This is a genomic window from Pandoraea sp. ISTKB (assembly GCF_001721285.1).
Taxonomy (GTDB): Bacteria; Pseudomonadota; Gammaproteobacteria; order Burkholderiales; family Burkholderiaceae; genus Pandoraea; species Pandoraea capi.
Window position 1 is genome coordinate 1 of sequence record NZ_MAOS01000022.1, and the last position, 24,967, is coordinate 24,967.

20 protein-coding genes are annotated in these 24,967 nt (G+C 62.4%); 6 read left to right on the plus strand and 14 right to left on the minus strand.

Annotation, left to right across the window (positions count from 1 at the left end):
• Window positions 1-182: 182 nt before the first annotated feature.
• The 3 genes from A9762_RS05520 to A9762_RS05530 form a co-directional block, all read right to left on the minus strand.
• Window positions 183-737 carry a hypothetical protein gene (locus A9762_RS05520; RefSeq protein ID WP_069341040.1) on the minus strand — a complete coding sequence of 185 codons (555 nt, stop codon included), beginning with the start codon at window positions 735-737 and terminating at the stop codon, window positions 183-185.
• Window positions 738-937: 200 nt separating this feature from the next.
• Window positions 938-2,275, minus strand: a complete 1,338-nt coding sequence (locus A9762_RS05525; protein WP_371442488.1) for an MFS transporter — start codon at window positions 2,273-2,275, stop codon at window positions 938-940.
• 151 nt (window positions 2,276-2,426) lie between these two features.
• Window positions 2,427-3,308 (minus strand): oxaloacetate decarboxylase, encoded by an 882-nt coding sequence (locus tag A9762_RS05530; RefSeq protein WP_069341041.1) that lies wholly within the window; start codon window positions 3,306-3,308, stop codon window positions 2,427-2,429.
• Between the two features lie 257 nt (window positions 3,309-3,565).
• Between A9762_RS05530 and prpR the strand changes: the two genes are divergently transcribed.
• Both prpR and A9762_RS05540 read left to right on the plus strand, forming a co-directional pair.
• A complete protein-coding gene (gene prpR / locus A9762_RS05535) occupies window positions 3,566-5,575 on the plus strand; it encodes a propionate catabolism operon regulatory protein PrpR (protein WP_069341042.1) in 2,010 nt (669 codons plus the stop codon).
• A 146-nt stretch (window positions 5,576-5,721) separates the two neighbouring features.
• Complete coding sequence (locus A9762_RS05540) at window positions 5,722-6,564, plus strand: AraC family transcriptional regulator (RefSeq protein ID WP_069341043.1); 843 nt, start codon at window positions 5,722-5,724, stop codon at window positions 6,562-6,564.
• Here A9762_RS05540 and A9762_RS05545 read toward each other — a convergent pair.
• Both A9762_RS05545 and gdhA read right to left on the minus strand, forming a co-directional pair.
• Complete coding sequence (locus A9762_RS05545) at window positions 6,546-7,364, minus strand: class I SAM-dependent methyltransferase (RefSeq protein ID WP_069341044.1); 819 nt, start codon at window positions 7,362-7,364, stop codon at window positions 6,546-6,548. The two genes, A9762_RS05540 and A9762_RS05545, sit on opposite strands and share 19 nt — an antisense overlap.
• A gap of 263 nt (window positions 7,365-7,627) precedes the next feature.
• Window positions 7,628-8,971, minus strand: coding sequence for an NADP-specific glutamate dehydrogenase (gdhA, locus tag A9762_RS05550; protein WP_069341045.1), 1,344 nt, complete (start codon window positions 8,969-8,971; stop codon window positions 7,628-7,630).
• A gap of 373 nt (window positions 8,972-9,344) precedes the next feature.
• Between gdhA and fmdA the strand changes: the two genes are divergently transcribed.
• Complete coding sequence (gene fmdA, locus A9762_RS05555; RefSeq protein ID WP_069341046.1) at window positions 9,345-10,583, plus strand: formamidase; 1,239 nt, start codon at window positions 9,345-9,347, stop codon at window positions 10,581-10,583.
• Window positions 10,584-10,608: 25 nt separating this feature from the next.
• Window positions 10,609-10,947: an FmdB family zinc ribbon protein gene (locus A9762_RS28010; RefSeq protein WP_083253666.1), complete on the plus strand. Its 339-nt coding sequence runs from the start codon at window positions 10,609-10,611 to the stop codon at window positions 10,945-10,947.
• Between the two features lie 86 nt (window positions 10,948-11,033).
• On the opposite strand, the gene A9762_RS05560 is transcribed toward A9762_RS28010, so the two are convergent.
• Window positions 11,034-11,711 carry a hypothetical protein gene (locus A9762_RS05560; RefSeq protein WP_139133103.1) on the minus strand — a complete coding sequence of 226 codons (678 nt, stop codon included), beginning with the start codon at window positions 11,709-11,711 and terminating at the stop codon, window positions 11,034-11,036.
• Between the two features lie 19 nt (window positions 11,712-11,730).
• The gene (locus A9762_RS05565) at window positions 11,731-13,044 is read right to left on the minus strand and encodes a hypothetical protein (RefSeq protein WP_170836188.1); all 1,314 of its coding nucleotides are present in this window, start codon (window positions 13,042-13,044) and stop codon (window positions 11,731-11,733) included.
• Here A9762_RS05565 and A9762_RS05570 point away from each other — a divergent pair, their 5' ends adjacent.
• Window positions 13,045-14,373, plus strand: coding sequence for a S1C family serine protease (locus A9762_RS05570; RefSeq protein WP_069341049.1), 1,329 nt, complete (start codon window positions 13,045-13,047; stop codon window positions 14,371-14,373). It abuts the gene before it with no gap.
• A 32-nt stretch (window positions 14,374-14,405) separates the two neighbouring features.
• Here the strand turns inward: A9762_RS05570 and A9762_RS05575 are convergent, their stop codons facing one another.
• From A9762_RS05575 to A9762_RS05600, 6 genes are all read right to left on the minus strand, one after another.
• Window positions 14,406-15,332, minus strand: a complete 927-nt coding sequence (locus A9762_RS05575) for a glyoxylate/hydroxypyruvate reductase A (RefSeq protein WP_170836189.1) — start codon at window positions 15,330-15,332, stop codon at window positions 14,406-14,408.
• Between the two features lie 121 nt (window positions 15,333-15,453).
• Window positions 15,454-16,626: a PLP-dependent aminotransferase family protein gene (locus A9762_RS05580; protein ID WP_069341050.1), complete on the minus strand. Its 1,173-nt coding sequence runs from the start codon at window positions 16,624-16,626 to the stop codon at window positions 15,454-15,456.
• A gap of 19 nt (window positions 16,627-16,645) precedes the next feature.
• On the minus strand, window positions 16,646-17,965 hold the full coding sequence (locus A9762_RS05585) for an MFS transporter (RefSeq protein ID WP_240493457.1): 1,320 nt from the start codon (window positions 17,963-17,965) through the stop codon (window positions 16,646-16,648).
• A 132-nt stretch (window positions 17,966-18,097) separates the two neighbouring features.
• Entirely contained in the window at window positions 18,098-20,716 is a 2,619-nt protein-coding gene (gene acnA, locus A9762_RS05590) for an aconitate hydratase AcnA (protein WP_069341051.1), read from the minus strand.
• Between the two features lie 32 nt (window positions 20,717-20,748).
• Window positions 20,749-21,444, minus strand: a complete 696-nt coding sequence (locus A9762_RS05595; protein WP_069341052.1) for an RraA family protein — start codon at window positions 21,442-21,444, stop codon at window positions 20,749-20,751.
• Window positions 21,441-22,448, minus strand: a complete 1,008-nt coding sequence (locus tag A9762_RS05600) for a hydroxyacid dehydrogenase (protein ID WP_069341053.1) — start codon at window positions 22,446-22,448, stop codon at window positions 21,441-21,443. Before A9762_RS05600 ends, A9762_RS05595 begins: the two co-directional genes overlap by 4 nt.
• Before the next feature lie 110 nt (window positions 22,449-22,558).
• On the opposite strand from A9762_RS05600, the gene A9762_RS05605 reads away from it, so the two are divergent.
• Window positions 22,559-23,458: a LysR family transcriptional regulator gene (locus A9762_RS05605; RefSeq protein WP_069341054.1), complete on the plus strand. Its 900-nt coding sequence runs from the start codon at window positions 22,559-22,561 to the stop codon at window positions 23,456-23,458.
• Between the two features lie 47 nt (window positions 23,459-23,505).
• Here the strand turns inward: A9762_RS05605 and A9762_RS05610 are convergent, their stop codons facing one another.
• Window positions 23,506-24,966, minus strand: a complete 1,461-nt coding sequence (locus tag A9762_RS05610; RefSeq protein WP_069341055.1) for an FAD-dependent oxidoreductase — start codon at window positions 24,964-24,966, stop codon at window positions 23,506-23,508.
• Window position 24,967: the final 1 nt, after the last annotated feature.

The window sequence follows — 24,967 nt, forward strand, 5'->3', positions numbered from 1 at the left end:
ATCTTGAGGGGGTAGTGGCGAAAGCTGTGCGAGTTCGAGTCTCGCCGTCGGCACCAAGGTTTCAGAAGGCAGAAGATCGAAAGGTCTTCTGCCTTTTTCGTTTACGGTGCGCCTCGCTAATGAGGATGAGGAGCGGGCGAACGGCGTTCCGGCCCATGCCGACCTGCACTCGTACACCACGCTCATCGCAGCATCTCGGCCTCACGCAGCAGCCGCTGCACCACCGGCCACTGCTCCCGCGCGAACATGCCCAGCCCGATACGCTTCCAGTTGCGCCTGACGGCGGCGCGGCCCTCGGGCCCATCCGTGAGCAGGCATTCCAGCGCCAGCGGCCGCAACCTCGCATCCAGACGGCCGAAGTAGAAGATCAGCAGATGGAACAGCGCATAACGGGGGTGAAGCGGGTGAGGCTGATGCGCCCCGGACAGTTTCGCCTGCCATCGCGCGACGAATGCCCGCCACTCCAGTGTGCCGCCACCGCGCCGAACGGCCTGACGCCAATGCGCCACGATGTCCTCGGACGCTTCCTCCGCGACGCCCAGGAATTCCGACTGAAACCGGAATGCCGTGTCGGGGTCCGGCGTCACGCACGGGAACGGCAGTTGTGCCGGTGGTTCGGGAATGTTGACGACCCCCTCGATATCCTGCGCAACCTCAGGCGTCGCACTCGCGCGCGACGCCTCCTCCATATCGGAAGGCGGCACAAGACTGATATCCGGAATCGACGACGGCAACATGAACGCATCTCCGCAGCACTGAGCTGCCTAAGGCCAATGAATTGCCCAAGATGCCACGCAAAGGCTGCCGCGCTTTGCGTTTCTGTGAGCCGGTTTCGTCATTCAGGGGAACGTCGGGAATCGGCATAGAAAAAGCGCAGGAAAGGACGCAAAACGTCCCCACCTGCGCCTGTCGCGTTGCGCGTGTCGAACCCGGCAAATCAGTCGAACTTGCGTCCGCGCGTCTCCGGCATCTTCAGATAGACGGCCAGTGAGATCGCCGCGCAGATCGTCACGTACCAGTAGAAATACGACTCGTGGCCGCTCGCCTTGAAGCGCAGTGCGACGAATTCCGTCGTGCCGCCGAGGATCGCCGTCGTGAGGGCATAGGGGAAGCCCACGGCCAGCGCGCGAATACGCGGCGGGAACAGCTCGGTCTTCGCGAGCATGTGCACCGACGTAAAGCCCGAGAGCATCACGAGACCGGCGAACGACAGCGCGAACGCCACCAGCGGGTCCTTGGTGTGACTGAGCGCGGTGAAAAGCGGCACGGAAAAGAGCGTGGTGCTCACGCCAAAGATCATCAGCACCTTGCGGCGGCCGATCACATCCGAAAGCAGCCCGAACAGCGGTTGCAGCGGCATGTACAGCAACAACGCAAGCGTGGAGACGAACGTCGACGACTCCTTCGACAGCCCGACCGAATTCACCAGAAACTTCTGCATGTAGACGGTGAACGTGTAGAACGCCACGGTGCCGCCGATGGTGATCCCGATGGCCAGCAAGATCTGACGCCAGTGCGCGAAGACCTCACGCGCAATCGACGTCTCACGTTTCTTCGCGCTGTCGACGAACGCCTCGCTCTCCGTCACGTTGCGACGCATGTACAGCGCAAACAGCGCCAGCACGCCGCCGAGCACGAACGGGATACGCCATCCCCAATGCTCGATCTGCTCGGCCGTGAGCAGCCAGCGCTGCATCACGAGCATCAGGCCCAGCGCGACGAGTTGCCCCGCCACCACGCTCACTTGCAGGAAGCCAAGGAAGAAGCCCTTGCGGTTCTCGGGCGCGACTTCGCTCAGATAGGTCGCGCTCGTGCCGTACTCGCCGCCCATCGACAGGCCTTGCAGCAGACGCGCCGCGATCAGCACGATCGGCGCGAAGATACCGATGGTCGCGTAGCCGGGTGTAAGCGCGATCATCATCGAGCCCACGCTCATCGCCAGCACCGACCCCGTGAGCGCCGCCTTGCGGCCACGACGGTCGGCGTACAGGCCGATCAACCAGCTACCCAGCGGACGTGCCACGTAGCCGACCGCCGCAATCGCGGCCGTATTCATCAGCTGGACGGTCGGGTTGTCGCCCGGGAAAAACGCCTTCGCGAAGTAGATCGAGAAGATGCTGTACGCGAGAAAGTCGTACCACTCGATCAGGTTGCCCGCGAGACCGCCCACGATGGAGCCGATCTTGACGGGCGCGCGCGTGGCAGTGGAGGTGGAGGTGCTCGAAATGTTGGGGGATTGACGTGCAGCTAGGGAATCCGAGGGGGGCGTCACAATCTGTCTCCAATACTTGTTGTTTGATGCCGTAATGCAGTGTTGCTGTACTGCGGCGATGCGGTGCTGCCGGTAACACCGGCAACGCGCGTGCTGTCGCGCGTTGCCGTCATGCGGGGTAGGACTTGCAGGGACTTGCGTTGGCGCTGGCCGCTCAGTCGGCGGCGTATTGCTTGTCGAGGGCGTCGTAGAACGGCTTGTTCACGAGACGCTGGCGCTCCGCGAACGGCACCACCAGCGACGGATCTTCGTCCAGACGTCCGTTATCGCGCAGCGTGCCCAGCGCCTTTTGCATGCCGAGAACGGCGCTTTGCAGTGCGGCGTTCGCGTACAGCACGATGCCGTAGCCCAGCTCGGCCAGACGCGGCTGCGATTGCGTCGGCGTCTTGCCGCCGATGACGATGTTGATCAATTGCGGACGATCGAAGAGCGCCGGCAGACGCTCGATGTCGGCCAGCGTCTCCGTCGCTTCGATGAAGAGGATGTCGGCACCGGCTTCGATGAAGCGATGGCCGCGCTCGATGGCGGCTTCGATGCCTTCCACGGCGGCCGCGTCGGTGCGCGCGATGATTTGCAGATTGCCGTCTTCCCGCGCATCCACGGCGGCGCGGATCTTGCCCACCATTTCGTCGGCGCCGATCACGGCCTTGCCGTTGAAGTGACCGCACTTCTTGGGCAACACCTGATCTTCGAACTGGATGGCGTCGGCGCCGCTGCGCTCCAGCACGCGCACCGTGTGACGCACGTTCAGCGCGTTGCCGAAGCCCGTATCGGCGTCGACGACGATGGGCAGCGAGACGGCGTCGCGCACGCGGGCGGTGTGCTCGGCGATCTCCGCCAGGCCGATGAACGCGAGGTCGGGCAGACCGAGCGACATGTTGGTGACACCGGCGCCCGTGAGGTAGAGCGCTTCGAAACCCGCGTCTTCGATGACGCGTGCCGAAAGGGCGTTGAAGGCGCCGGGGACGAGCAGGCCGCGGCGGGCCTCGACCTTGCGGCGGAATTCGGCGCGGCGTTGTGCGGTCGCGGTAGTCATGATGACGGTCTCCGTGTGAGTTATCGGTAAATGGAGACACTGTTCGCAATCTGCGTGCCAGACGGCCTTCGACTTGAGAATGCCGCGAAAATCGTCGCCAAATCATGCGCTTGTGCTGGGCGGTCTGTTTTCCACAGATGTGGCAGAATTCGCGAAACAGTATTTGAAACGTTTCATGAAACACATTTGAAACACATCGGAAACGGTGTTGTGAAACGTTCAAGCCGTGCCGTCAGAGCCGTTCGGAGACACCCATCATGCCCCCCAGCCATACCAGTGCGGAGCCGCCGCGTCGCGTCGCGCCCACCCCCATCGATCCTCGTGCCCGTCGCCCCGGTATTGCCCTCGTGAGCATCAGCCGCTTGCAGACGCTTTGCGAGACGGTCGCGCCGCGCTACACCGACCGCGCACGCTTCTATTCCGTGCGCGAGGGTTACGGCGCGGCAGTGGCAGCGTTGCAGTCGTATGTGGAGTCGGGCGCGGTCGACGTGGTGCTGGCCGCCGGTTCGAACGGCGCGTACCTGCGCGAGAACCTGTCGGTGCCGGTCGTGACCGTGAAGGTCAACGGCTTCGACGTGCTCAGTGCGATCACGCGCGCGACGACCACGTGGCCGGACCAGCCGCTGGGACTGGTGCTGCACGAGACCGTATCGCGCGAGCTGGACGATCTCGGCCAGTTGCTCAAGATCCAGATCCGTCAGCGCGCGTATCGCTCGGTGGATGAAGTGCAGGACGCCGTCGACACGCTCGCTGCGCAGGGCTGCAAGGTCATCATCGGTCCCGGCATGGCATGCGACTTCGCGCAGGAGGCGGGGCTCGAACACGTCTTCCTGTACTCCCTCGGCGCGGTGGAGGAGGCCTTCGAGCGCTCCGTCGAACTCGCGCGTGTGAGTCGTGAGAAGGAGTCGAAGCGCATGCGGCTGAATACCATCGTGGCGCACATGCGCGATGGCGTGGCGGCGTTCGACGAGAACGGACAACTGGAAGCGGTGAATCCCGCGATGTTCACGCTGCTGGATGTGGATGGCGAGCGCATCGCCACGCATGGCGCGCGTCAGTTCGAACTGACGCGCAAGCTCGGGCCGATGTTGCGGGAACTGTCGGAGAGCGGTGTTGCCATCGAGGAGCGTCTGGAACATATCGACGGCCGGGCATTCATCACGAGTTGCGTGCCGATCTACGAGCACGGCATGCGCTCCGGTGCCGTGGTCACGGTGCAGGACGCACAGATGGCGCAGCGCATCGACCGGTCATTGCGCACGACGCAGCGTCCCCGGCATCTCGTCGCGAAGCATGAACTCGCGGAGCTGGTCGGCGACTCGCCGCAGATCGAGAAAGTGCGGCGTCTTGCGCGAGCGGGCGCATCACACGACGCGACGGTGTTGCTGACCGGCGAGAGCGGCACGGGCAAGGAATTGGTCGCGCAGGGCATTCACAATGCGAGTGCACGGCGCGGCAATCCGTTCGTCGCCTTCAACTGTGCCGCGTTGCCGGAAGGGCTGATCGAGAGCGAGTTGTTCGGGCATGACGAGGGCGCGTTCACGGGGGCGCGACGCGGCGGGAAGGCGGGCCTGTTCGAGATCGCCCATACGGGGACGATCTTTCTCGACGAGATCGGCGAGATGCCGGCAGCGATGCAGAGCCGGTTGTTGCGCGTGTTGCAGGAACGCGAGGTGATGCGGCTGGGGTCGGGGCGTCCGGTGCCGGTCGACGTTCGCGTGATCGCCGCGACGCACCGGGATCTGAACGCACTGGTCGCAGAGGGACGCTTCCGTGCCGATCTCTATTTCCGTCTGAACCTGTTACAGGTGACGTTGCCGGCGCTGCGCGAGCGACGCGACGATATGCGTCTGCTGGCGCAAACGCTGCTGGCAAGAAACGCCGTGCAATACGGACTGGATGCGCGCGTGACGAAGCCTATCCTCGACGTACTCTCGCCGCTCTTCGATCGCTACGACTGGCCGGGGAACGTGCGCGAGCTGGAGAATCTGCTTGCACGCGCGGCGATCTACCTCGATAACGACGTCGTCGCGCATGCGCAAACACTGCATGAGGTATTTCCGGAGTTGGCGCGTCTGACGGCGACACGTTCGCCGGGCCGCGATACGCAGCGCGAGATCAAGGACGATGCCGGAGAGCGTCACGAAGCCGTCACGCGTGAGGTTGCCATTGCCGCGTTGCAGGCGGCGGGCGGCAATCGCGCGGCTGCGGCGCGCTCGCTGGGCATCAGCCGGACGACCTTCTGGCGATTGATGAAAGCCGGGTAGGGAAAGAGACGGCTGGTGTCGTCACATCTGGCGACGAGAAGCCGACGTCGAGCACTACCGTCAGTCCCCCGCCACCCGCGCAAGAACGATCAAATGGGTGTTACGGCGTCGCTCTATAGTCACGTCGACATGTTCTCGGGAAAGCTATGCATCCGGTTGCCAAAGCCCTCTGGTTTATTGAAGTCCGCCTGAGCGACGCACTGACGCTCGACCATATTGCCGAGGCGAGCGAGATGACTCGTTTCTCGCTCTCGCGCCTGTTCTCCGTCACGACGGGCTGGCCGGTGATGCGCTACGTTCGGGCGCGGCGTCTGACGCGGGCGGCTTATGCGCTGACGTCCGGTACGCCGGAAATACTCGGCGTGGCGCTCGACGCCGGCTATGGCTCTCACGAGGCGTTCACACGCGCGTTCACCGAAGCCTTCGGCATCACGCCGGAGCAACTGAGGGCGCGTCAACACCTTGCAGGTCTGACTCTCGTGGAGCCCCTTCGCATGAAAGACATCGAATTCATCCCCCTGTCCCCGCCGCGATTCGAAACCCCGGCACGCAAGCTCGTCGCCGGCCTGAGCGACCGGTTCACGTTCGCGACTAATGAAGGGATTCCGGCGTTGTGGCAGGCGTTCGGCCCTCACATCGGCCACGTTCCGGATCAAGTGAGCGACGAGACGTACGGCGTGTGCTGTAACCCCGATGGCGACGGCGGGTTCGAGTACATCGCTGGTGTCGAGGTGCATCGCAAGGACCGCTTGCCCACAACGTTTCGCTGCGTGGAAATTCCGTCCGTGCGCTATGCCGTGTTCGAGCACAAAGGCCATATCTCGACGATCCACAAGACCGTCTACACCATCTGGCACCAGTGGCTACCGTCGTCCGGATTACAAGCCGCCGACGCCCCCGACTTCGAGCGTTACAGCGCGGACTTCGATCCGGTGACGGGCACGGGGACGCTGGAGATCTGGATTCCTGTTCATGGCTTCACCGCGTAAGTCGCAACGAACGTCGCCATGAAGCGATCGATGACGAATCGCGGATTGGGTTGGTCGTCTTCGATAAAGCCCTTGAGCAGGAACCCCGCTTCGAGCTGTCCGCCGATCTGCTCGCTGAGGCTGTGACCGAAAACCAGTGCGTCGCCGTTGGCTTGCTTCGCGGCGAGGGCTTCAGGCGAGAGATCACGCACGTCCGAGTACGGCACTTTGAAGCGCGGGCGGATGATGCCTCGTCCTGCGTCCTCCGGGTTGCGGTCTGCGACGAACACCACCGGGTTGAAGAAGCTGCTCAGGAGGCGTCCGCCGGGTCGCAGCACGCGGAAACATTCGCGCCACACGGGACGGATGTCCGGCACGTATTGATTCGACACCGGATGGAAGACGATGTCGAACGTGCCATCGTCGAACATCGACAGATCGCGCATATCGCCTTGCCGGGTCGTTAGCGACAGACCGTCGCGACGCGCGACCCTGTCGTCTTGCGCGAGTTGTGCGGACGAGATATCCAGCACGGTGACGTCGGCGCCCGCTGCGCTCAGTACCGGGGCTTGCTGGCCACCCGCCGAGGCGAGACACAGGATTCGCTGGCCCCGGACGTCGTCGGGCAACCAGCCGACGGGGAGCTCGGAGGGCGTGAGATGCACGCCCCATTGGCCGTCGCGTGCGGCAGCAATGACTTCAGCGCTGACCGGGCGCGACCATTCGCATTGCGTCGCCGCCTGGCGATCCCACGCGGCGCGATTGTGTTCGATAACGTCGTCGGCGTCGTCGGAACCGAAAGGGGTGTTGGTTTCGGGCATGGTGTCTTCCTGATGGAATTGCGGAAAACTGCCTCTGGGAACGCGGTGCGCGCAATGATGTGACGAAGCCGACACGAGACGACGACGCAATGTGCAGTCGTCGTGTAATCGGTGAGGCTCAATCGTCGAAATGAAAAGCAATGCGCTCGCGTGACAGGCAGCGAGGGGACGTGATGCAAAAACGCATCCGGCATTACTTGTTCATTTCGACGGACTCCGGTGGGAGGGAAGGAATAGGGCGTATGTTACGCCGGATCGCTAGCTCAGATCACACCTTGCGCGAGCATCGCGTCGGCGACCTTGACGAAGCCGGCGACATTAGCGCCGTTGACATAGCTCACCGAGCCATCGGCACGACGACCGTGCTGCACACAGACTTCGTGGATGCTGCGCATGATGTCGTGCAGACGCGCATCGACCTCCTCGCGCGGCCACGAGATGCGCATGGCATTCTGGCTCATCTCCAGACCTGATGTCGCAACCCCGCCCGCATTGCTAGCCTTGCCGGGCGCGTACAGAATGCCCTTGCTCTCGAAGCGCTTGGCAGCCTCGTTGGTCGACGGCATGTTGGCGCCTTCCGCGACGCAGATCACGCCGTTCGCGATCAGCGTTTCGGCGTCGTCCGCATTGAGTTCGTTCTGCGTGGCGCACGGCAGCGCGACGTCCACCGGGATATTCCACGGACGCTCGCCCGCGAGGAACTTGACGCCGGTACGCTTGGCGTAATCGCTGACGCGTCCGTAGTGGTGGTTCTTCACGTCCATCAACTCAGCGAGCTTTTCGGTGGTGAAACCGTCTTCGTCGACGATGGTGCCGCTCGAATCCGAGACGGTCACGACCTTCGCGCCGAGCGCCATCGCTTTCTCCACGGCGTATTGCGCGACGTTGCCTGAGCCGGAGACGCTCACGCGCAGGCCGTCGAAGCTGCGGCCGGTTTTCTTGAGCATCTCTTCGGCGAAGTACACCGTGCCGTAGCCGGTGGCCTCGGGACGAATCAGCGAGCCGCCGAATGACAACCCCTTACCGGTAAAGACGCAATCGGCACGGTTGGAGAGCTTCTTCATCATGCCCGCCATGAAGCCGACTTCACGGCCGCCGACGCCGATGTCACCCGCCGGCACGTCCGTATCGCTGCCGACGTGACGGAAGAGTTCGCTGACGAAGGCCTGACAGAAACGCATGACTTCGCCGGGGCTCTTACCCTTCGGATCGAAATCGGAGCCGCCTTTACCGCCGCCCATCGGGAGCGTGGTGAGGGCGTTCTTGAACGTCTGCTCGAAGGCGAGGAATTTGAGGATGGAGAGATTCACCGACGGGTGGAAGCGCAGGCCGCCCTTGTACGGCCCGATGGCCGAACTGTGCTGGATGCGATACCCGCGATTGACCTGTACGTCGCCATGATCGTCGACCCACGAGACGCGGAACATGACGATACGCTCCGGTTCGACGAGACGGTCGAGCAAGCCGTGCTCGGCGTACTTGGGATGCTTCGATATAAACGGCCAGAGGCTCTCCATCACCTCCGTAACCGCTTGCAGGAACTCCGGTTGACCGGGATTGCGCTCGCCAGTGGCGCGCAGAAAGTCGTCAAGTGATTGATATTTCATCTCGGATGCCCATCGATGGTGCTTATTCTTGTACAGGGAAAGTATTTTGCACCAATTAGGATCGCGATATGATCTGAAATTATAAAAATCAGTGGAAACACGGTAGTTCGTGCTGTTATTTGACGTAGTGCGAAGTGTTTATGCTTTGAAAAATGCTTGCGTATGGATGTTGCTGGACCATCTCAGTTCGTCACATTTGTACGGAGCATGTCTGTATTTATCCGCTGTAGCAGCTTGCGTTCGTTGTGCGTTGTTCGTCTGTGTAGTTGATGTCAGAAGTTGCTCGAATACCTCTCTGTGTGAATCCGACGCCGCCCGGCGTCAATTGAATCGCTGGTGCCCCCCCACTGGCGTTTGTTACCAGGAGCGAGAAATGGCAGAAACTCTCATCAAAGTCGATCTCAATCAATCCGCGTACGAGAATGAGCAGGTGCATAACCGCTGGCATCCGGACATTCCGATGGCGTGCTGGGTAAAACCTGGGGACGACTTCATTCTCGAAACGTACGACTGGACCGGCGGCTTCATCAAGAACGACGACAGCGCAGACGACGTGCGCGACATCGATCTTTCCATCGTGCACTTCTTGTCGGGTCCTGTCGGCGTGAAAGGTGCGGCGCCGGGCGATTTGCTTGTCGTCGATCTGTTGGATATCGGCGCGAAGGCGGACAGCCAGTGGGGATTCAACGGCTTCTTCTCGAAGACGAACGGCGGCGGCTTTCTGACGGATCATTTCCCGCACGCACAAAAATCGATCTGGGATTTTCACGGGCTGTACACGAGTTCGCGCCACATTCCGGGCGTGAATTTCGCGGGGCTGATTCACCCGGGATTGATCGGATGTTTGCCGGATCCGAAGTTGCTGGAGACGTGGAACGCGCGTGAGACGGGACTGATTGCGAAGGAGCCGAACCGTGTGCCACCGCTAGCGAATCCGCCGTTCGCAGCGACGGCGCATATGGGGAAATTGGCGGGCGCTGCGAGGGAGAAGGCGGCGGCATCAGGGGCACGGACGGTACCGCCGCGCGAGCATGGCGGCAATTGCGACATCAAGGATCTGTCACGCGGGTCCAAGATTTTCTTCCCCGTGTATGTGGATGGCGCCGGGCTTTCCGTCGGCGATCTTCACTTCAGCCAGGGGGACGGCGAGATCACGTTCTGCGGCGCCATCGAAATGGCCGGCTGGGTGCATATGCGCGTGAACGTGATTAAAGGCGGAATGGAGAAGTACGGCATTCGTAATCCGGTGTTCCAACCGAGTCCGATTACGCCGACCTACAACGACTATCTGATCTTTGAAGGCATCTCCGTCGATGAGAAGGGCGGCCAGCACTATCTGGATGTGACGGTGGCCTATCGTCAGGCGTGCCTGAATGCGATCGAGTATCTGAAGAAGTTCGGCTATTCGGGCGCGCAAGCGTACTCGATTCTGGGATGCGCGCCGGTGCAAGGGCATATCAGCGGTGTGGTCGATATTCCGAATGCCTGCGCAACGCTGTGGTTACCGACGCAGGTATTCGACTTCGATATTCGTCCGAATGCCGATGGGCCGGTCCGTCATGTGAAGGGCGGCATCGACATGCCGTGTTCGCCGGATCCGGTGAAGTCCTGACACGCGACTCACGACGGAGACAGCAATGCCGATATACGACTTCGAATGTGCGACGTGCGGAACGTTTGCGGTAATGCGCCGGATCGCGGACCGCGATGCACCGTGTCATTGCCCGGACTGCGGGACGGAAGGCGCGAGAGTGATCACGGCGCCGGCGCTGGCGTTGATGGGAGGTGCAAGTCGCGCCGCCCATGCGACGAATGAGCGGGCTGCGAATGCGCCACGTCAGTCATCAGACGGACCGGCGGGAGGACACAGGGCAGGGTGCAGTTGCTGCGCGGGAGGGAAGGTGAAGCTCGCCGGGACGCAGTCGGCGAGTGGCATGAAACAACCTGCGGGGAGGCCATGGATGATTAGTCATTAGCCGTTTTGCGAGCGGTCGCTACGAAATGAAAAAGCTCCCGAGAGGAGCTTTTTCATTACTGGGTCTTTTGTTATCACCTCAGGCAACTACTTCAATCGATTCTCCGGTGTCTGTTGCGCGTTCCACCAAGCTTTCCATTGATCGGGGAACAGACACGATTCGAAATGGAATCGTCGAAGCGCGTACATGTCTTCATCCGTCTTCGCCTTATAGACCATCGGCGCGGCCATATCGATGAGGCGTTGCGGAAGGACTTCCTCCGTATTCTCGCGATACATCTTCGACACCATCAGCATCGCCTCGTTTTGCGAAAGGCCCTGCTTCTTTTTCGCGTTGAGGTAGAAGAGGACATCCTGGCGAAACAGGCAGATCGACGCATTGGTCAGATTTTTCTCTACGAGCACCTTCTCGCGATCCGTGCATTCGTAGAACTTCTCCGCTGCGAATCGCGGATAGTCTGAAAACCCCTCGCTCTGCACGCGCTTGAACAGATCGTCGATCAACACGATCTGCAAGGCGCCAACGTCCGGTCCCGCCAGTAGCGATGCCTTCGTGTCCTTGAATACGATCACCTGTCGGCCGTACCCCAGTGCGACGAATGCTTCCGACTCACATATCCTAAAACCGGGTTTTCGAATGAGGTTGTCCTCCGGCTTCGGCATTCGGAAATGAAGGGGCGAGTAGGCGAGCGAAGGTTGCGTGCCTCGGTGCGCGCATGCCGCGCAAAGCAGCACGAGCGTCATCACGATCATTAACCGCTTCATGTTGTCCTCGGAACGCCGCTCATTTGGCGGGTAGCAGACCATCCAGATCGTCGAGCTTCACGCGCGTATCCGTGCGGAGATTCGTGGTGTTACCACTTGGAGCAGGTGGCGATTCCACGCGAGTGACTGTCGGTGCTACCGCAGAATTCCGCGTAGCGGCAGGTGGCGGCGATTCGGGCGCATCGATCGGAGGAAGATCGGCCAGGGACGTCGACGGCAATGCTGGCAAGGTGGATTTCACCGCCGTTTCGCGCGGCTGCGGTGCCGGCTTCTCCTCGGCTGTCCGTGCAGGTGCAGGCGTCGGAGTCGGGGCCGCGCGTGTCGGCTGGCTCGGGATAGCAGATGTCGCAGGGAGACCGGGCTTGCCTGACGTGACCGGAGCGGTCCGCGCAGATGCGTCAGCACCCGCTGTCGCCGCCGACGGCACCCCCGGAAGCACGTAAGGCGATGGCGCGGGCTTGCCCGAAGCCACGGGTGCTGCGGGCACCTTCCCGGCACCGGACTCTGTGGGCGTGACAGTGACTGTCGGACGTTTCGGCAATCGATTGCCCGCGTCGAGCTGCGTGATCGGACAATTAGGGATGAGCCCGTCGATGATCAGTTGATTCACGATATCGACCGCAAAGACCGCGCCTCGCTCGGTCTTGGAAACGTAGAGCGTGCCAACGTGGTGGACCCGGAAAATGCCACGCCAGACCGTGACGTCGCGATCCATGTCGAACATGTTGACGCGGAAATCGACGCGTAGCGGCAGATTGCCGGTGACGACACCGCCATTGGGATCTATACGCAATGTCACGTCCGGTTGAAACGCACGAAGCTTCCGCTCCACCGGCGAGGTGTCGAGCATCAGGGCACGTATTTCACCGAAATCGCTTTTGATATTGCATGACGCGAGTCGTTGTTTGAGTTCGTCGCGAAAGCCGGCGGCAAAGTCGTCGCCAAAACGCATATCCCCGTCATAGATGACGAACATGCGATCGATGTGTGCTTTGTAGTCGGTTGCGCGTGTGCTGGTGATATCGGTCGGCGTAGCGCAGCCGGCAAGCAGGGCTGCTGCCGCCAGCGTCAGAGCAACACCTGCGCGGCTCATCCATTGCCGTGCAGTCCCGTGCGGCCCCATCCCCCGATGGTCTGCGTGTTTTCTTGTCATTGTCAGAACGTCTTGTTTTTGTGCGAAATAGCATACAGGAATCCGAGCTTTTGCAGGGCGTCCGGGCTTTGGGTACACTCTCGCGAACCGGGCGCCATCGCCGCAGGACTGACGACGAAGGCGCACAAGAACGATACAAATAAAAATGGGGGTCGGCGCTTCGCGCGGCGCTTTTCGCACATGCTCAAACGTCTTCTGGCCACAGCGCTGGCCGCAACCATCTGTGTTCCGGCACTTGCCCTGGATGCCGAAAAACTCTACGAAAAGACCTCGCCTAGCGTGTGGGTTGTCATCACATACGACCGCGACGGCAAGCGTCTGTCGCAAGGCAGTGCCGTCGTTGTCGCGCCACAGCGGCTCGCCACGAATTGTCATGTCCTGCGTAAAGCGTCACGCGTGGTCGTGCAGCGACGCAACACGAGTCATCGCGCTGCGCTGGAACTGGTAGATCCGGCACGGGATCTGTGCCAACTTCGGGTCGATGAAATGACCGCGCCCGCCGTCACGCGCGCCCCGATGAACACGTTGCGTGTCGGGCAGAAGGTCTACACACTTGGCAGCCCGAGCGGTCAGGAGCTTTCGTTGTCCGACGGCATTATCTCGTCGTTGCATCTGGATACGGACGAGCGCATTTCATTGATCCAGACCTCCGCACCGGTCTCTCCAGGATCGAGCGGTGGCGGGTTGTTCGACACCGACGGCCGTCTGATCGGTCTGACCACGGCCGTGCTTGAAGACGCCCGTCATATGAATCAGAACCTGAACTACGCCATTCCGGCGAGCTTCATCGACGAGTTGCCGTCGCGCAGTCGCGCAGCCATTGCGGCGCGCGAGACCGCCGATTCGCGTGCCGCCGCCGCGAAGCAGGTAGCCCAGGCTCGCGAGGCGGCAGCCGGCACATTGGGGGCACGGTGGGAGTACACGATTACCGACGGCTTTACCGGCGTAAAGAGTCGCGTTGCGATGGTCGTGGATCGCATTGACGGCGACAAGTTGTTCTACAACAACGGCGCTCGTGTGGAGCTGGCAGACGGCAAATTGATCGAGATGTCACAGCCCCAGCTTGGCGAAATCGACAATTCGATGCCTGCTGGCGGCTGGGTTCGCGCGGACGCCAAGCCGGGACAGGCCTGGACCATGAGCTACGCTTCGTTGGGCACGCAAGGCCGCTCACTGAAACTCAACGCACGCGTTGCCTCGCAGGAGTCGCTCGTCACGCCGGCGGGAACCTTCGACGTGCTGCGCGTCGAATACCACGGCGCATTGCTCGAAGTGCCGACGCGTAACCAGGGTCGTTCGATGCAGTCGACGCCCTACGACGCGACGATCTGGTACTCACCGCAACTCAACAAGGTGATCAAGATGCGTGCCTCCAGCATGAGCGCCTTCACGCAGATCAATGAAACCATCGAGTTGACGGCACTGCCCGGCGGGCAGCGCGTCGTCGCACCTCGTGCAACGACGCAGAACAATACGCCAGAGACATCCGGGCCGGTGTCTTCGCGGTAAACGGTGTGGGCTGACTGCGTTCGCAGCGCGGATTAATAAAGACGCTTTCGGTTGACGAGGCCAAGGGGTTCCAGCCCGCGTCGTACGCGCCGGATGTTGTCTACGGCAACGGCGGCGGCCGACATCGCCGACTGGGACGTCGCGATGTGTGGCGTGATTTCGAGGTGCTCTTGCGTCCAGAGCGGGTGACCAGGCGGCAGCGGCTCGACGGATGTCACATCCAGCAGTGCGCCCGACAATCGCCCACTATTGAGCGCTTCGCATAGATGCGGCTCATTGCAGTGCCCCCCACGTCCCACATTGATGACGCAGGCGTGCGGGGCCAATCGGTCGAACAACGTGTGATTCAGAATGCCGACGGTGTCGGGCGTGAGGGGCAGCGCGCAAATCAGGATGTCCACGCCATCGAGGAAAGCATCGATCTGCTCTGCACCCGCGAAGCACTGGATCGTTGGCAGGTCTTTCAGGCTCCGACTCCATCCACGAACATCGAAGCCGAAGCTGGCCAGCGCGGTGGCGCACGGCGCGCCCATCTCGCCCAACCCCATCACGCCGATGCGCCGGTTCTGCGCCAACACCCGCGCACGCTTCTCCCAGACACCCCGTGACTGGCTGTCGCGAAAACGGGGCAGATCACGGTGATAGCCGAGTACGGCAGCGGCCACATACTCGACGAACCCGGCCACCTGGTTGCGATCGATGAGGCGCGCAAGCGGAACGTGATCGGGGATCGGCGCCGAGATGAGGTGGTCAACGCCCGCGCCCAGACACTGCACCAGTTTCAGATTCGGAAAGCGCAGTGCTTCCTCAGGCGGTGCCCAGACGAGCAGCACATCCACATCGGCGGGATCGTCGACTTCGGGCCAGCACTGCACCTTTAGCTCGGGCATATGGTGACGCAAGGCGGGCAGCCATTCGTCGGGATTCTGGAATTCGCTGGAAAAGAGTGCGGTCGGCATGGCGTTGGACAGGTGAGGCGTCGCGGCCCGGCAAGGATGAGATCTCGCCAGGGCCGAACATGAAGCGCGAGCGACGAACGGTAGCGCTGGTAGCGTGGATATCGTCAGGGTATGCGGGAGGCTACTTCGCGCCCTGATGTTCCCGAATCGTTTTCGCAAGTGCCGCGATGCCGACATCGATCTGCTCGACGCTGGCGGTCACGAACGACAGGCGCATTGTCGCCGGATCCGGTGCGTTCGAGAAGAACGGGGACCCGGCGACGAACGCCACCCCGTTGTCGACAGCATGCGGCAGAAGCCGCCCGGCATCCATGCCCGAGGGTAGTCTGACCCAGAGGAACATCCCACCGGCGGGCTCGTTCCACGTGACGTCGAGCCTCGCCATCTCCCGTTGCAATGCGGCGAGCATCGTGTCGCGCTGGGCTTTGTAGAGCGCCCTGATGGACGGGATGTGGCGCTCCAGAAACCCGCTCTCCATCAGACGCGCCACCACGCGCTGATTGAAGTTGGGCGTGTGCAGATCGGAAGCCTGCTTGGCATGCAGCAGCTTGGGGAAGATCTCACGCGGTGCAACCAGATAGCCCAGTCGCAATCCCGGTGCGAGCACCTTGGAGAACGACCCCAGATAGACGCACCCTTCCGGGTTGCGGGCCGTGAGCGGCGCCGGTGGCGGGACATCGAACCACAAGTCGCCGTACGGATTGTCCTCGACGATCGGCACACCGGTGTCCTGCGCGCGGGCGACGAGATCGCGTCGGCGCGCTTCGCTCATCGTGCGTCCCGTGGGGTTCTGGAAGTTGGGCAGCGCGTAAAGGAATCGGGCACCGTCGGCTTTACTGGCGAAGTCGCGCACGTCAATGCCGTCGGCGTCGCTATTCACGCCCACGATGTCAGGCTCCATCGGTGCAAACGCCTGCAACGCGCCGAGGTAGGTCGGCGTCTCGACAAGCACGCGGCTGCCTTCGTCGATCAGGATTTTGCCCAGCAGATCCAGCGCCTGCTGTGAGCCCGTCGTGATCAGCACGTCGGCTGGGTTGACTTGCCACGGCAACGATGCGGCCACCATTTCGCGCAGCGGCTCGAAGCCTTCGCTGGCGGAGTACTGCAACGCGGCGCGACCGTCGTCACGCAACACGGCTGCGCAGCTTTCTTCGAAGGCTTCGAGGGGAAAAGTCGCCGCCGAAGGCCAGCCACCGGCAAAACTGATGATGCCCGGCTTCGCGCTGATCTTCAGAATTTCCCGAATGACGGAGGGGTTCATCCCGAGTGCCCGCCGTGCCTGAGTCCATGCCATGAGTGAAGTCCTCTGGATGTTATAGATTGCGTTGAGGTTTGGGTTGTGCCAGCGCGACGAATGCCCCCAGCACGAGAGATGCTGCAATCGCGTACATGCCCATGTCGGTGCTGCCGAGCGTGTCTTTGAACCAGCCGATGAGCCACGGACTGATGACGCCAGCAATGTTGCCGATGGAATTGATCATCGCGATACCGGCCGCAGCGGCAATGCCGGTCATAAACGTGGTCGCCAGACTCCAGAACACGGGCGACGACGCCATGATCCCCATGTAACCCGCCGTCAGAGAAGCAATCGCGATTGCCGGATTACCCACGCTCGTCGTCGAGACGATCAGCCCTATCGCACCGATCGTGCACGGGACGGCAATGTGCCAGCGGCGCTCGCCCATGCGATCCGAATGCGAGGAGTTCACGAGCATGGCGATGACGGTAAACAGCGGCGGTATCGATCCGAGCAGGCCGATGGTGGTCGTATCGAGAATGCCGCTTGCGCGAATGATGGTCGGCATCCAGAAGCCCACGCCATACAACCCCATACACAGGCCGAAATAGATGATGGCCAGCGCCCAGAGGCGCGGATTGCGAAACGCCCCTTTGACGTCGTGCGTCTGGTGCGCGCCCACATCGTTGGCGAGGTTGCGTTCGAGCACATGCTTCTCGGCGGCGGACAGCCAGCGCGCATCGGCAATGCGGTCGTCGAGCATGCGAAGCACGACGAAACCCAGCACGATGGACGGAATAGCTTCCAGAAAGAACATCCACTGCCAGCCTGCCCATCCACCCATTTTGTCGAAATGGGACAGAATCCAACCCGTGATCGGATTGCCGACTACCCCCGAGAGCGGAATGCCGATGATGAAAAGCGCATTGAAGCGAGCACGACGGGCCGCCGGGAACCAGTAAGTCAGGTAAAGAATGACGCCGGGGAAAAACCCCGCCTCAGCTACGCCCAGCAAGAAGCGAAGCACATAAAACTGCATTGGAGTACTAACCAAACACGTCGCACCTGAGACAATACCCCAGGTGATCAGAATTCGCGCGATCCATCGTCTTGCGCCCACGCGGTGCATGATCATGTTGCTCGGCACCTCGAACAGGAAGTAGCCGACGAAGAAAATGCCCGCGCCCAGGCCATACACGGTTTCGCTGAACTTCAGGTCGTCGAGCATCTGAAGCTTGGCGAACCCGATGTTGAAGCGATCGATGAAGGCCGCCATCAGACATAGGACCAGAAGCGGAACGATGCGCCGGAATACGCGCCCGTATAAGAGGGTTTCCTCATCCGGCGATACCGGAACGTTAATCGTGGTGTCTGCGTTGCTCGGGTGCATCTTCATGTCTCCATCTGCTTTTTATGTGGCGGGCGTGTCCCGAATGTCGGGCCGCCCGCTTTGCTTGGGGGCTTGCGTATGAAATCGACGGCAATCAACCGATATCGATTGCGATCGGGGGAATCAAAAAAAGCGACATCAACAAACGTGGTGCATCACCTTGGGCAGCAGACCGCCATGTTTGAGCCAGTTGACCTCAACGTCCGTTTCGATGTGTGCATGTAGCGCATAGCGCATGCGTGCGCCGGTCGCGCGCTGGACTTCGAGTACGACCGACCCGCCGACGCGCAGACCGGCTTCGACGCCGATGAGATCGAACGTCTCGGTGCCGTCCAGCGACAGCTCGACGTTGTCGGGCAAGGTGAGCGGCAGCACACCGAAGGCAACCAGATTCGTGCGATGGATGCGCTCGAAGCTTCTGGCAATCACGGCGCGGATACCGAGCATTCGCGTGACCTTGGCCGCCCAGTCGCGCGCGGAACCGGCACCGTAACCGCGTCCGGCGATGACGACGACAGGGACCCCACGCGCCGCATAGGTTGCCGCAGCGTCGTGGATCGGCATCGTGTCGTGGTCAGGCATCAGCCGCGTGATGCCGCCCTCGGTGCCCGGTACGAGCAGGTTGTGAATACGGGGATTCGCGAAGCCGCCACGCAGCATGACGTCGTGATTCAGTCGTCGTGCGCTGAAGCTTGCGAGGTTCGCTGCATCAACGCCCTGAGACAGCAGCCATCGACCCGCTTCCGATTCTGGCGAAATGCGCGACACCGGCGAGATGTGGTCGGTCGTCACGTTATCGCCGAGCAGCAGCAGCGGGCGCGCGCCGAGGATATCAGTCGACGCGAGCGGGCGGGTGAGGGCTTCCGACAGGAACGGCGGACGGCGGATAAATCCGGCATCGTCATCCCATGGATATCGGTCGGTCGACGGTGGCTCGATAGCGATCCACTGGGCCGGGCCGTCGAATGACGAACGACGGTTGATCTCGCTCAGTTCGCGCATATCGGTGGCGTCGAGCACTGCGTCAATATCGACGTCGCTCGGCCAGATGTCGCGCAGAAACACCGAACGCTGTTGTTCATCAACGCCGAGCGGTTCGCACGAGAGATCGATGCGCACGGTGCCGGCAATGGCGAGCGCGACCACCATCGGCGGCGACGCCAGATACGAGAGCTTGCATCGCGGGTGAATGCGCCCTTCGAAATTTCGGTTACCCGACAACACGGCCGCGACGGACAGATCCTGTTCGCGTATCTGCGTTTCGATGGCGTCGGCGAGTGGCCCCGAGTTGCCCATGCAGGTCATGCATCCGTGTCCGACGACATGGAACCCGAGCGCGTTGAGCGCGCTTTGCAGACCTGCGCGCTCCAGCATGCCGGAGGCCACACGCGAGCCAGGAGCAAATGACGTCTTCGTCCAAGCCGCGCTGCGCAGGCCGCGCGCGAGTGCATTTCGCGCAAGCAATCCGGCAGCCACCAGTGCCCTCGGGTTGGAGGTGTTGGTGCAACTGGTGATGGCGGCAATGACGACGGCGCCATGATCCAGAGCGCTGCTGCTCCCTCGCGATGGCGGCACCGTCGCGGTGAGACTTGCGAGTGAGAGCGCATCGTGCGGGCGACGTGGCCCGGCGAGCGTAGGCGCCACGCTCGCAAGGTCGAAATCGATGAGCCGGTGGAAGTGTGGCTCCGGATCGGATTCACAATGCAGCATCCATTGCGCATCGAGATACGCCTCGACGAGTTGCACCTGTGCTTGCGGTCGGCCCGTGGCACGAAGGTAATCGACGGTGCGTGCGTCGGCGGGGAAGAATCCCATCGTCGCGCCATACTCGGGCGCCATGTTGGCGATCGTCGCGCGGTCGGGAATCGACAGTGTGTGCACGCCCGGGCCGCAGAACTCGACGACGCGCAGCACGAGGTCGTGCTTGCGCAACTCGGCGGTGAGCGCGAGCGCCAGATCGGTGGCGAGAACGCCGTCGGCCAGCCGGTTGCGAAGCCGGACACCGACGACCTCGGGAATCTTCATCACGACAGGCTCGCCAAGCGCAGCCGCCGTGGCTTCCACGCCCCCCACACCCCAGCCGAAAACCGACAGCGCGTTGACCATGGTCGTGTGGCTGTCGGTGCCTAGCAAGGAATCGAAGCCAGCGATCTGCCGTCCGTCCGGCGCCTGCCTGACGGCAATCACGTCGGCGAGCACTTCCAGATTGAGTTGATGGCAGATGCCCGTGCCCGGTGGCACGACGCGCAGTCGCGGCATGCGTTGCTGAACCCAGCGCAAGAAGCGATACCGGTCGGCGTGGCGATGGAACTCCAGATCGAGGTTTTGCGCACTCGCTTGCGTCGAGCCCCAGTGATCGACTTCCACAGCATGATCAACGACGAGGTCGATAGGAATGCGGGGGCTGACACGGGTCGGGTCGGCTCCCGCTTTGCGCACTGCCTCGTCGAGCGCGACGAAGTCGGCGAGCACCGGCAATCCCGACGAGTCCTGCATCATCAGGCGGCCGGGGAAGAAGGACACGTCGACATCGGTGCTGCCTGCATGGGCGGCGGTGGCGAACGCGTGTATCGCGTCGGCGGTAATCACTGCGCCGTCTTCATGACGCAACAGATGCTCGGCGAGTACCCGCAGCGAGTAGGGCAGCGTCGAGAGCGCTCCCGCGCCGGCGGCTTGCGCTGCCGGCAGGCTGAAATGGAAAACGTCCGGGTGGCCGGGGACAGGCCGCAGGCACGAAAAGCTATCGACTGCTTTCATCTTGTTCTCTGAGGAGTGGGGCGCCGCGCGCTTCAGATGCGCAATCCTCGCTGGCGCAGCATGGCGTCGAAACGCTCGACATCCGAGTGGCCCGAAGCATTTTGCGCACGAATCCCCGCCTCGCGTTTGAGGTGAGCCTGCGCGGCGCTGAGCAGATCGGATAACCCATCGGGTGAAAGTGCGATGAGACCGTCTGCGTCGCCAAGAATCAAGTCCCCCGGATTGACGACCATGCCGCCCACAGCCACGGGAATGTTGATCATGCCCGGTCCGTCCTTGCTCGGCCCGCGATGCGTGTTGCCGCGAGCGAATACGGGCATGCCGGGCTCCGCCCACTCGAGCACATCGCGAATCGCACCGTCGACGATGAATCCCGCCAATCGGCGCGACACGGCCGTGGTGCGCATCAGGCCGCCGATCAGCGCTTGCGATACATCCGCGCCGCCGTCTACCACGATGACGTCGCCCGGCTGCGCCATGAGCATCGCCTTGTGGATCATGAGGTTGTCTCCCGGACGCACGCGCACCGTGACTGCCCGACCGCAAAGCACCTCGGTGAGATCGCGGTGATACGGACGCAGGCCGGTCGTGCCAAGGCTACGTCCCGAACAGTCACCGGCGACCGGCACGGGGATTGCGCGAAACGCGTCGATGAACTCGTCGGACGGTCCCGCCTCGCGCGGGTTGATACGGTAGCCCGTCGGCCAAATAAGAGATTCTTGCTTCATTGTGCTGATGCCTCGGAATGACAAAGGATTTCGGAACGAAGGGTTTCGGGATTCACACAGGTGCGTGCATCGGGCAGGTGGCCGCTCAGGAAGCCGAGCACGTTCTGCACCGCGCCGCTCGCCATCGAGGCGAGGGCGGCCGGCGTGGAGCCGCCGACATGCGGGGTGAGCACCACGTTCGGCAGCGCGAGCAGTGGGTTATCCGCTTCGATCGGCTCGCTGGCCGTCGTGTCGAGTCCTGCGGCGAAGAGCTTGCGAGTCGAGAGCGCCTCGATCAGCGCCGCTTCGTCAACGACTTCGCCACGCGCCGTATTGACGAGGATCGCGTCGGCGGGCAACAGCGCCAGTTCGCGTCGCCCGATCATCCCGCGCGTGGTGGCCGTGAGCGGGACATGCAGGCTGAGCACATCCGCGCGTGAGAGCAACGTGTCGAGATCGGGCACGATGGCGACGCCATCAAGCGTTCTCGCACCAGGAATCGCCGGATCGTAGGCTGCGACCTTCATGCCGATGGCCATGGCCGCGTGTGCGACACGCAGGGCGATCTGGCCGAAGCCGACCAGACCGAGTGTGCGACCGGCCAGCTCCACGCCATCCTGCGCGCGCGTCCAGCGTCCTGCACGCAATTCGGCGTCCATCCAGCCGATGCGTCGCGCGGCGGCCAACATGAGGCCGAGACTCATCTCGGCGACCGATTGCGCATTCGCGCCCGGCGTGACGTAGACGGGAATGCCGCACGCCGACGCAGCGGCGACGTCGATATTGCTGACACCCACGCCGTGCTTCGAGATCACCTTGAGCGTCGGGCACGCGCGAATCGCCTCCCCGGACAGCGTCACGGTACGGGAAATCACGGCGTCCACCGGATGAGTGCGCAGCCACCGTTCGACTTCGGTCGGGTCGTTAGCGTCGCGAAGAAAAAGCGTCGTGCAGCCGGCAGCATTCAGGCGGTCGACACCTGCCTTGGCGAGCCGGGGCGCAGTGACGAGGATGGTGTGAGTCATGTCTCTCTGGTCGAGTCGGGGGTGTGAATGATTGAAATTATTGACATCCCAAAACATGAAGTCCATTCTCTAATTTTTATCAAATGATGAATCAGAGTTATTGATTAGCCATGGATCTGCGCGACCTGACGTACTTCGAAACCATTGCCGAACTGGGGCATCTGGGCCGGGCCGCAGAGGCGTTGCATCGCACACAGCCGGCGCTCTCCAAATGCCTTCAGCGTCTCGAAGAAGAGTTGAATGCGGAACTCTTCGCGCGAGTCGGGCGGCGTATCGAACTGACCCCGATGGGCACGTTATTGCTTGAGCGCGCACGTCATGTACGGCGCACGATGGAGGAGACGACGCGCGAACTGAACGATTTTGCGAACGGCGCCATCGGGCATGTGCGTCTTGGCACGGCGGCGACGACGGCAGAATTTCTCCTGCCGCGCGTGAGTGAGGTGCTACTGCAAACGGCCCCCGAAATCACGATCGAATTGCAGATCGGGATGAACGACGTGCTGCATGAGCACCTGAGAGCCGGGCAACTCGATCTGGTCGTGGGGCCGATCGCGACGGGGCGCGACGGACTGATTACGTATCCGATCACCGACGATTCTGTGGTGGTCGTCGCCAGCCGCGAGCATCCGATTTTCAAGAGCGATGCGCCAGCCAAACGGCTCGCGGACTATCGCTGGATCTTGCCCGCGAAATCCGTCGCAACCCGTCAGTGGCTCGACGCCGCAATGGAGAAATTCGGGCTGCCGCCTGCCGTCGTTCAGATCGAGACGAATTCGATTTCGTTGCTGCCGCCGCTGATCGCCCGCACGGGACTGCTCAGCTTCGTGGCGCGCCGTAATCTGGGCAAGGGCAAGTTCGATACGCTGCTGCGCGAGGTGGATGCACCCTCACTCGTGATGAAACGCCAGTTCGGCGTGGCCTACCGGGCGCAGGGGTATCTCTCCCCTGCGTCCGTTTGCCTGCTCAATCTGCTGCGCACACGCGGCAGCGAACTGATGGACGGTTGAGCGGCCGTCTGCCGCCAAACGTCCTATCGCCTTGGCGCCCGATCACCTCAACGCTGCGAGGCGGCGATGTGCGTCGCAGCGAGGCGGCCGAACACCAGACCGCGCAGCACCGAGGTCGATCCCGTGTAGACCTGGTGATACAGCCCGACGGTTTCCCCGGCGGCATAAAGGCCCTGAATCGCCTTGCCGTCGTTGTCGAGCACCTGCGCATCGACATTGACTTTCACCCCGCCGAACGTGAAGCAGTTGCCGGAGATGATCGGGAACGCGTAGAACGGTCCGTTTTCGATCGGTGTTGCCCAGTTCGACTTGGGCGGCCACAGGTCGGTCGTTGCCAGACCATCGAGTTCAAGAGGCGAGTAGTGACCTTGCGTCGGACACGCTCGGTTGTACGCCTCGATGGATTCGAGCGTGGCGTCGAGCGGCAGCCCCAGTTTTCCGATCAGCGCAGACAGCGTCTCGGCCTGAACCGGCGGCACTTCGGAGCGGATGCTCGTCTTCCAGCGGGGAATCTCCTCCACGCGAGAATCGAAGATCACATAACTGATGCCTTCGTGCTGCTCTGCAATCGCACGCGTGATGTTGTCGTAACTGGCATCGCTGGCGCCGGGGGCTTCATCGAGAAAGCGGCGTCCCAGCTTGTTCACGAGCACACCGTACGGATAGATGAAGATCACCGCACCCGGCTGGCGCGAGCGCGGGTCGATGGGTTCCGAGTGATAGGAAGAGAAGTCGCCCGCAGGCGCGGCACCCGCGTCGAGCGCCATCGTGATGCCTTCGCCCTTGTCGTAATAGCCGCCGATGGCGACCGGCCGGATATAGCGCGCACGCGTGCCCATGTAACGCGTGAGCATTTCCGGATTTCCCTGATAGCCGCCGGACGCGAGAATCGTGGCGCGTGCGCGGATCTCACGGCGAACGCCTTGCGCGTCCGTGACCACGGCCCCTTCAATGCGGCCGTTTGCCGAGCGGATCAGGCCCGTGGCGGTCGTGCGGTAAAGCGTCTGCGCGCCGAGTTTTTTGGCCTCGGCTGCCAGACGCTCGATGATTGCGAGGCCGCCGCCCTGCGCGGCAATGCGCGTGGTGTGCTGCGTGAGGTGATAGATCGGCTGCGGTTCGAAGCGCAGTCCGAAACCCTTGAGCCATGAGACCGTGGGCGGCACCGATTCGGCAAAGCGCGAGATCACCTCGGGATCGGGCAGGCCGTGCGCCTTCACGTAAGCGGGCCAGTCGGCATAGGCGTCGCTCACTGCGTCGAGGACGTTCGGATCGAGGTTTGCGCCGGCGTTCAGGGCGAACTGCTCTTCGAAGTCGTCGGAAATCTCGCTGTCGTTCTTCATCCGCACGTAAGCCTCGGTCCAGCGGCTATTGCCACCGAACTCCGCTTCGACGGAGCGTTCGAGCACGATCACGCGCAGGCCCGCTTCGAGTGCGGTGACTGCGGCGGACAACCCGGCAACGCCACTTCCCACGACAAGCACATCGGCGACGTCAACGGCTTCGGACATA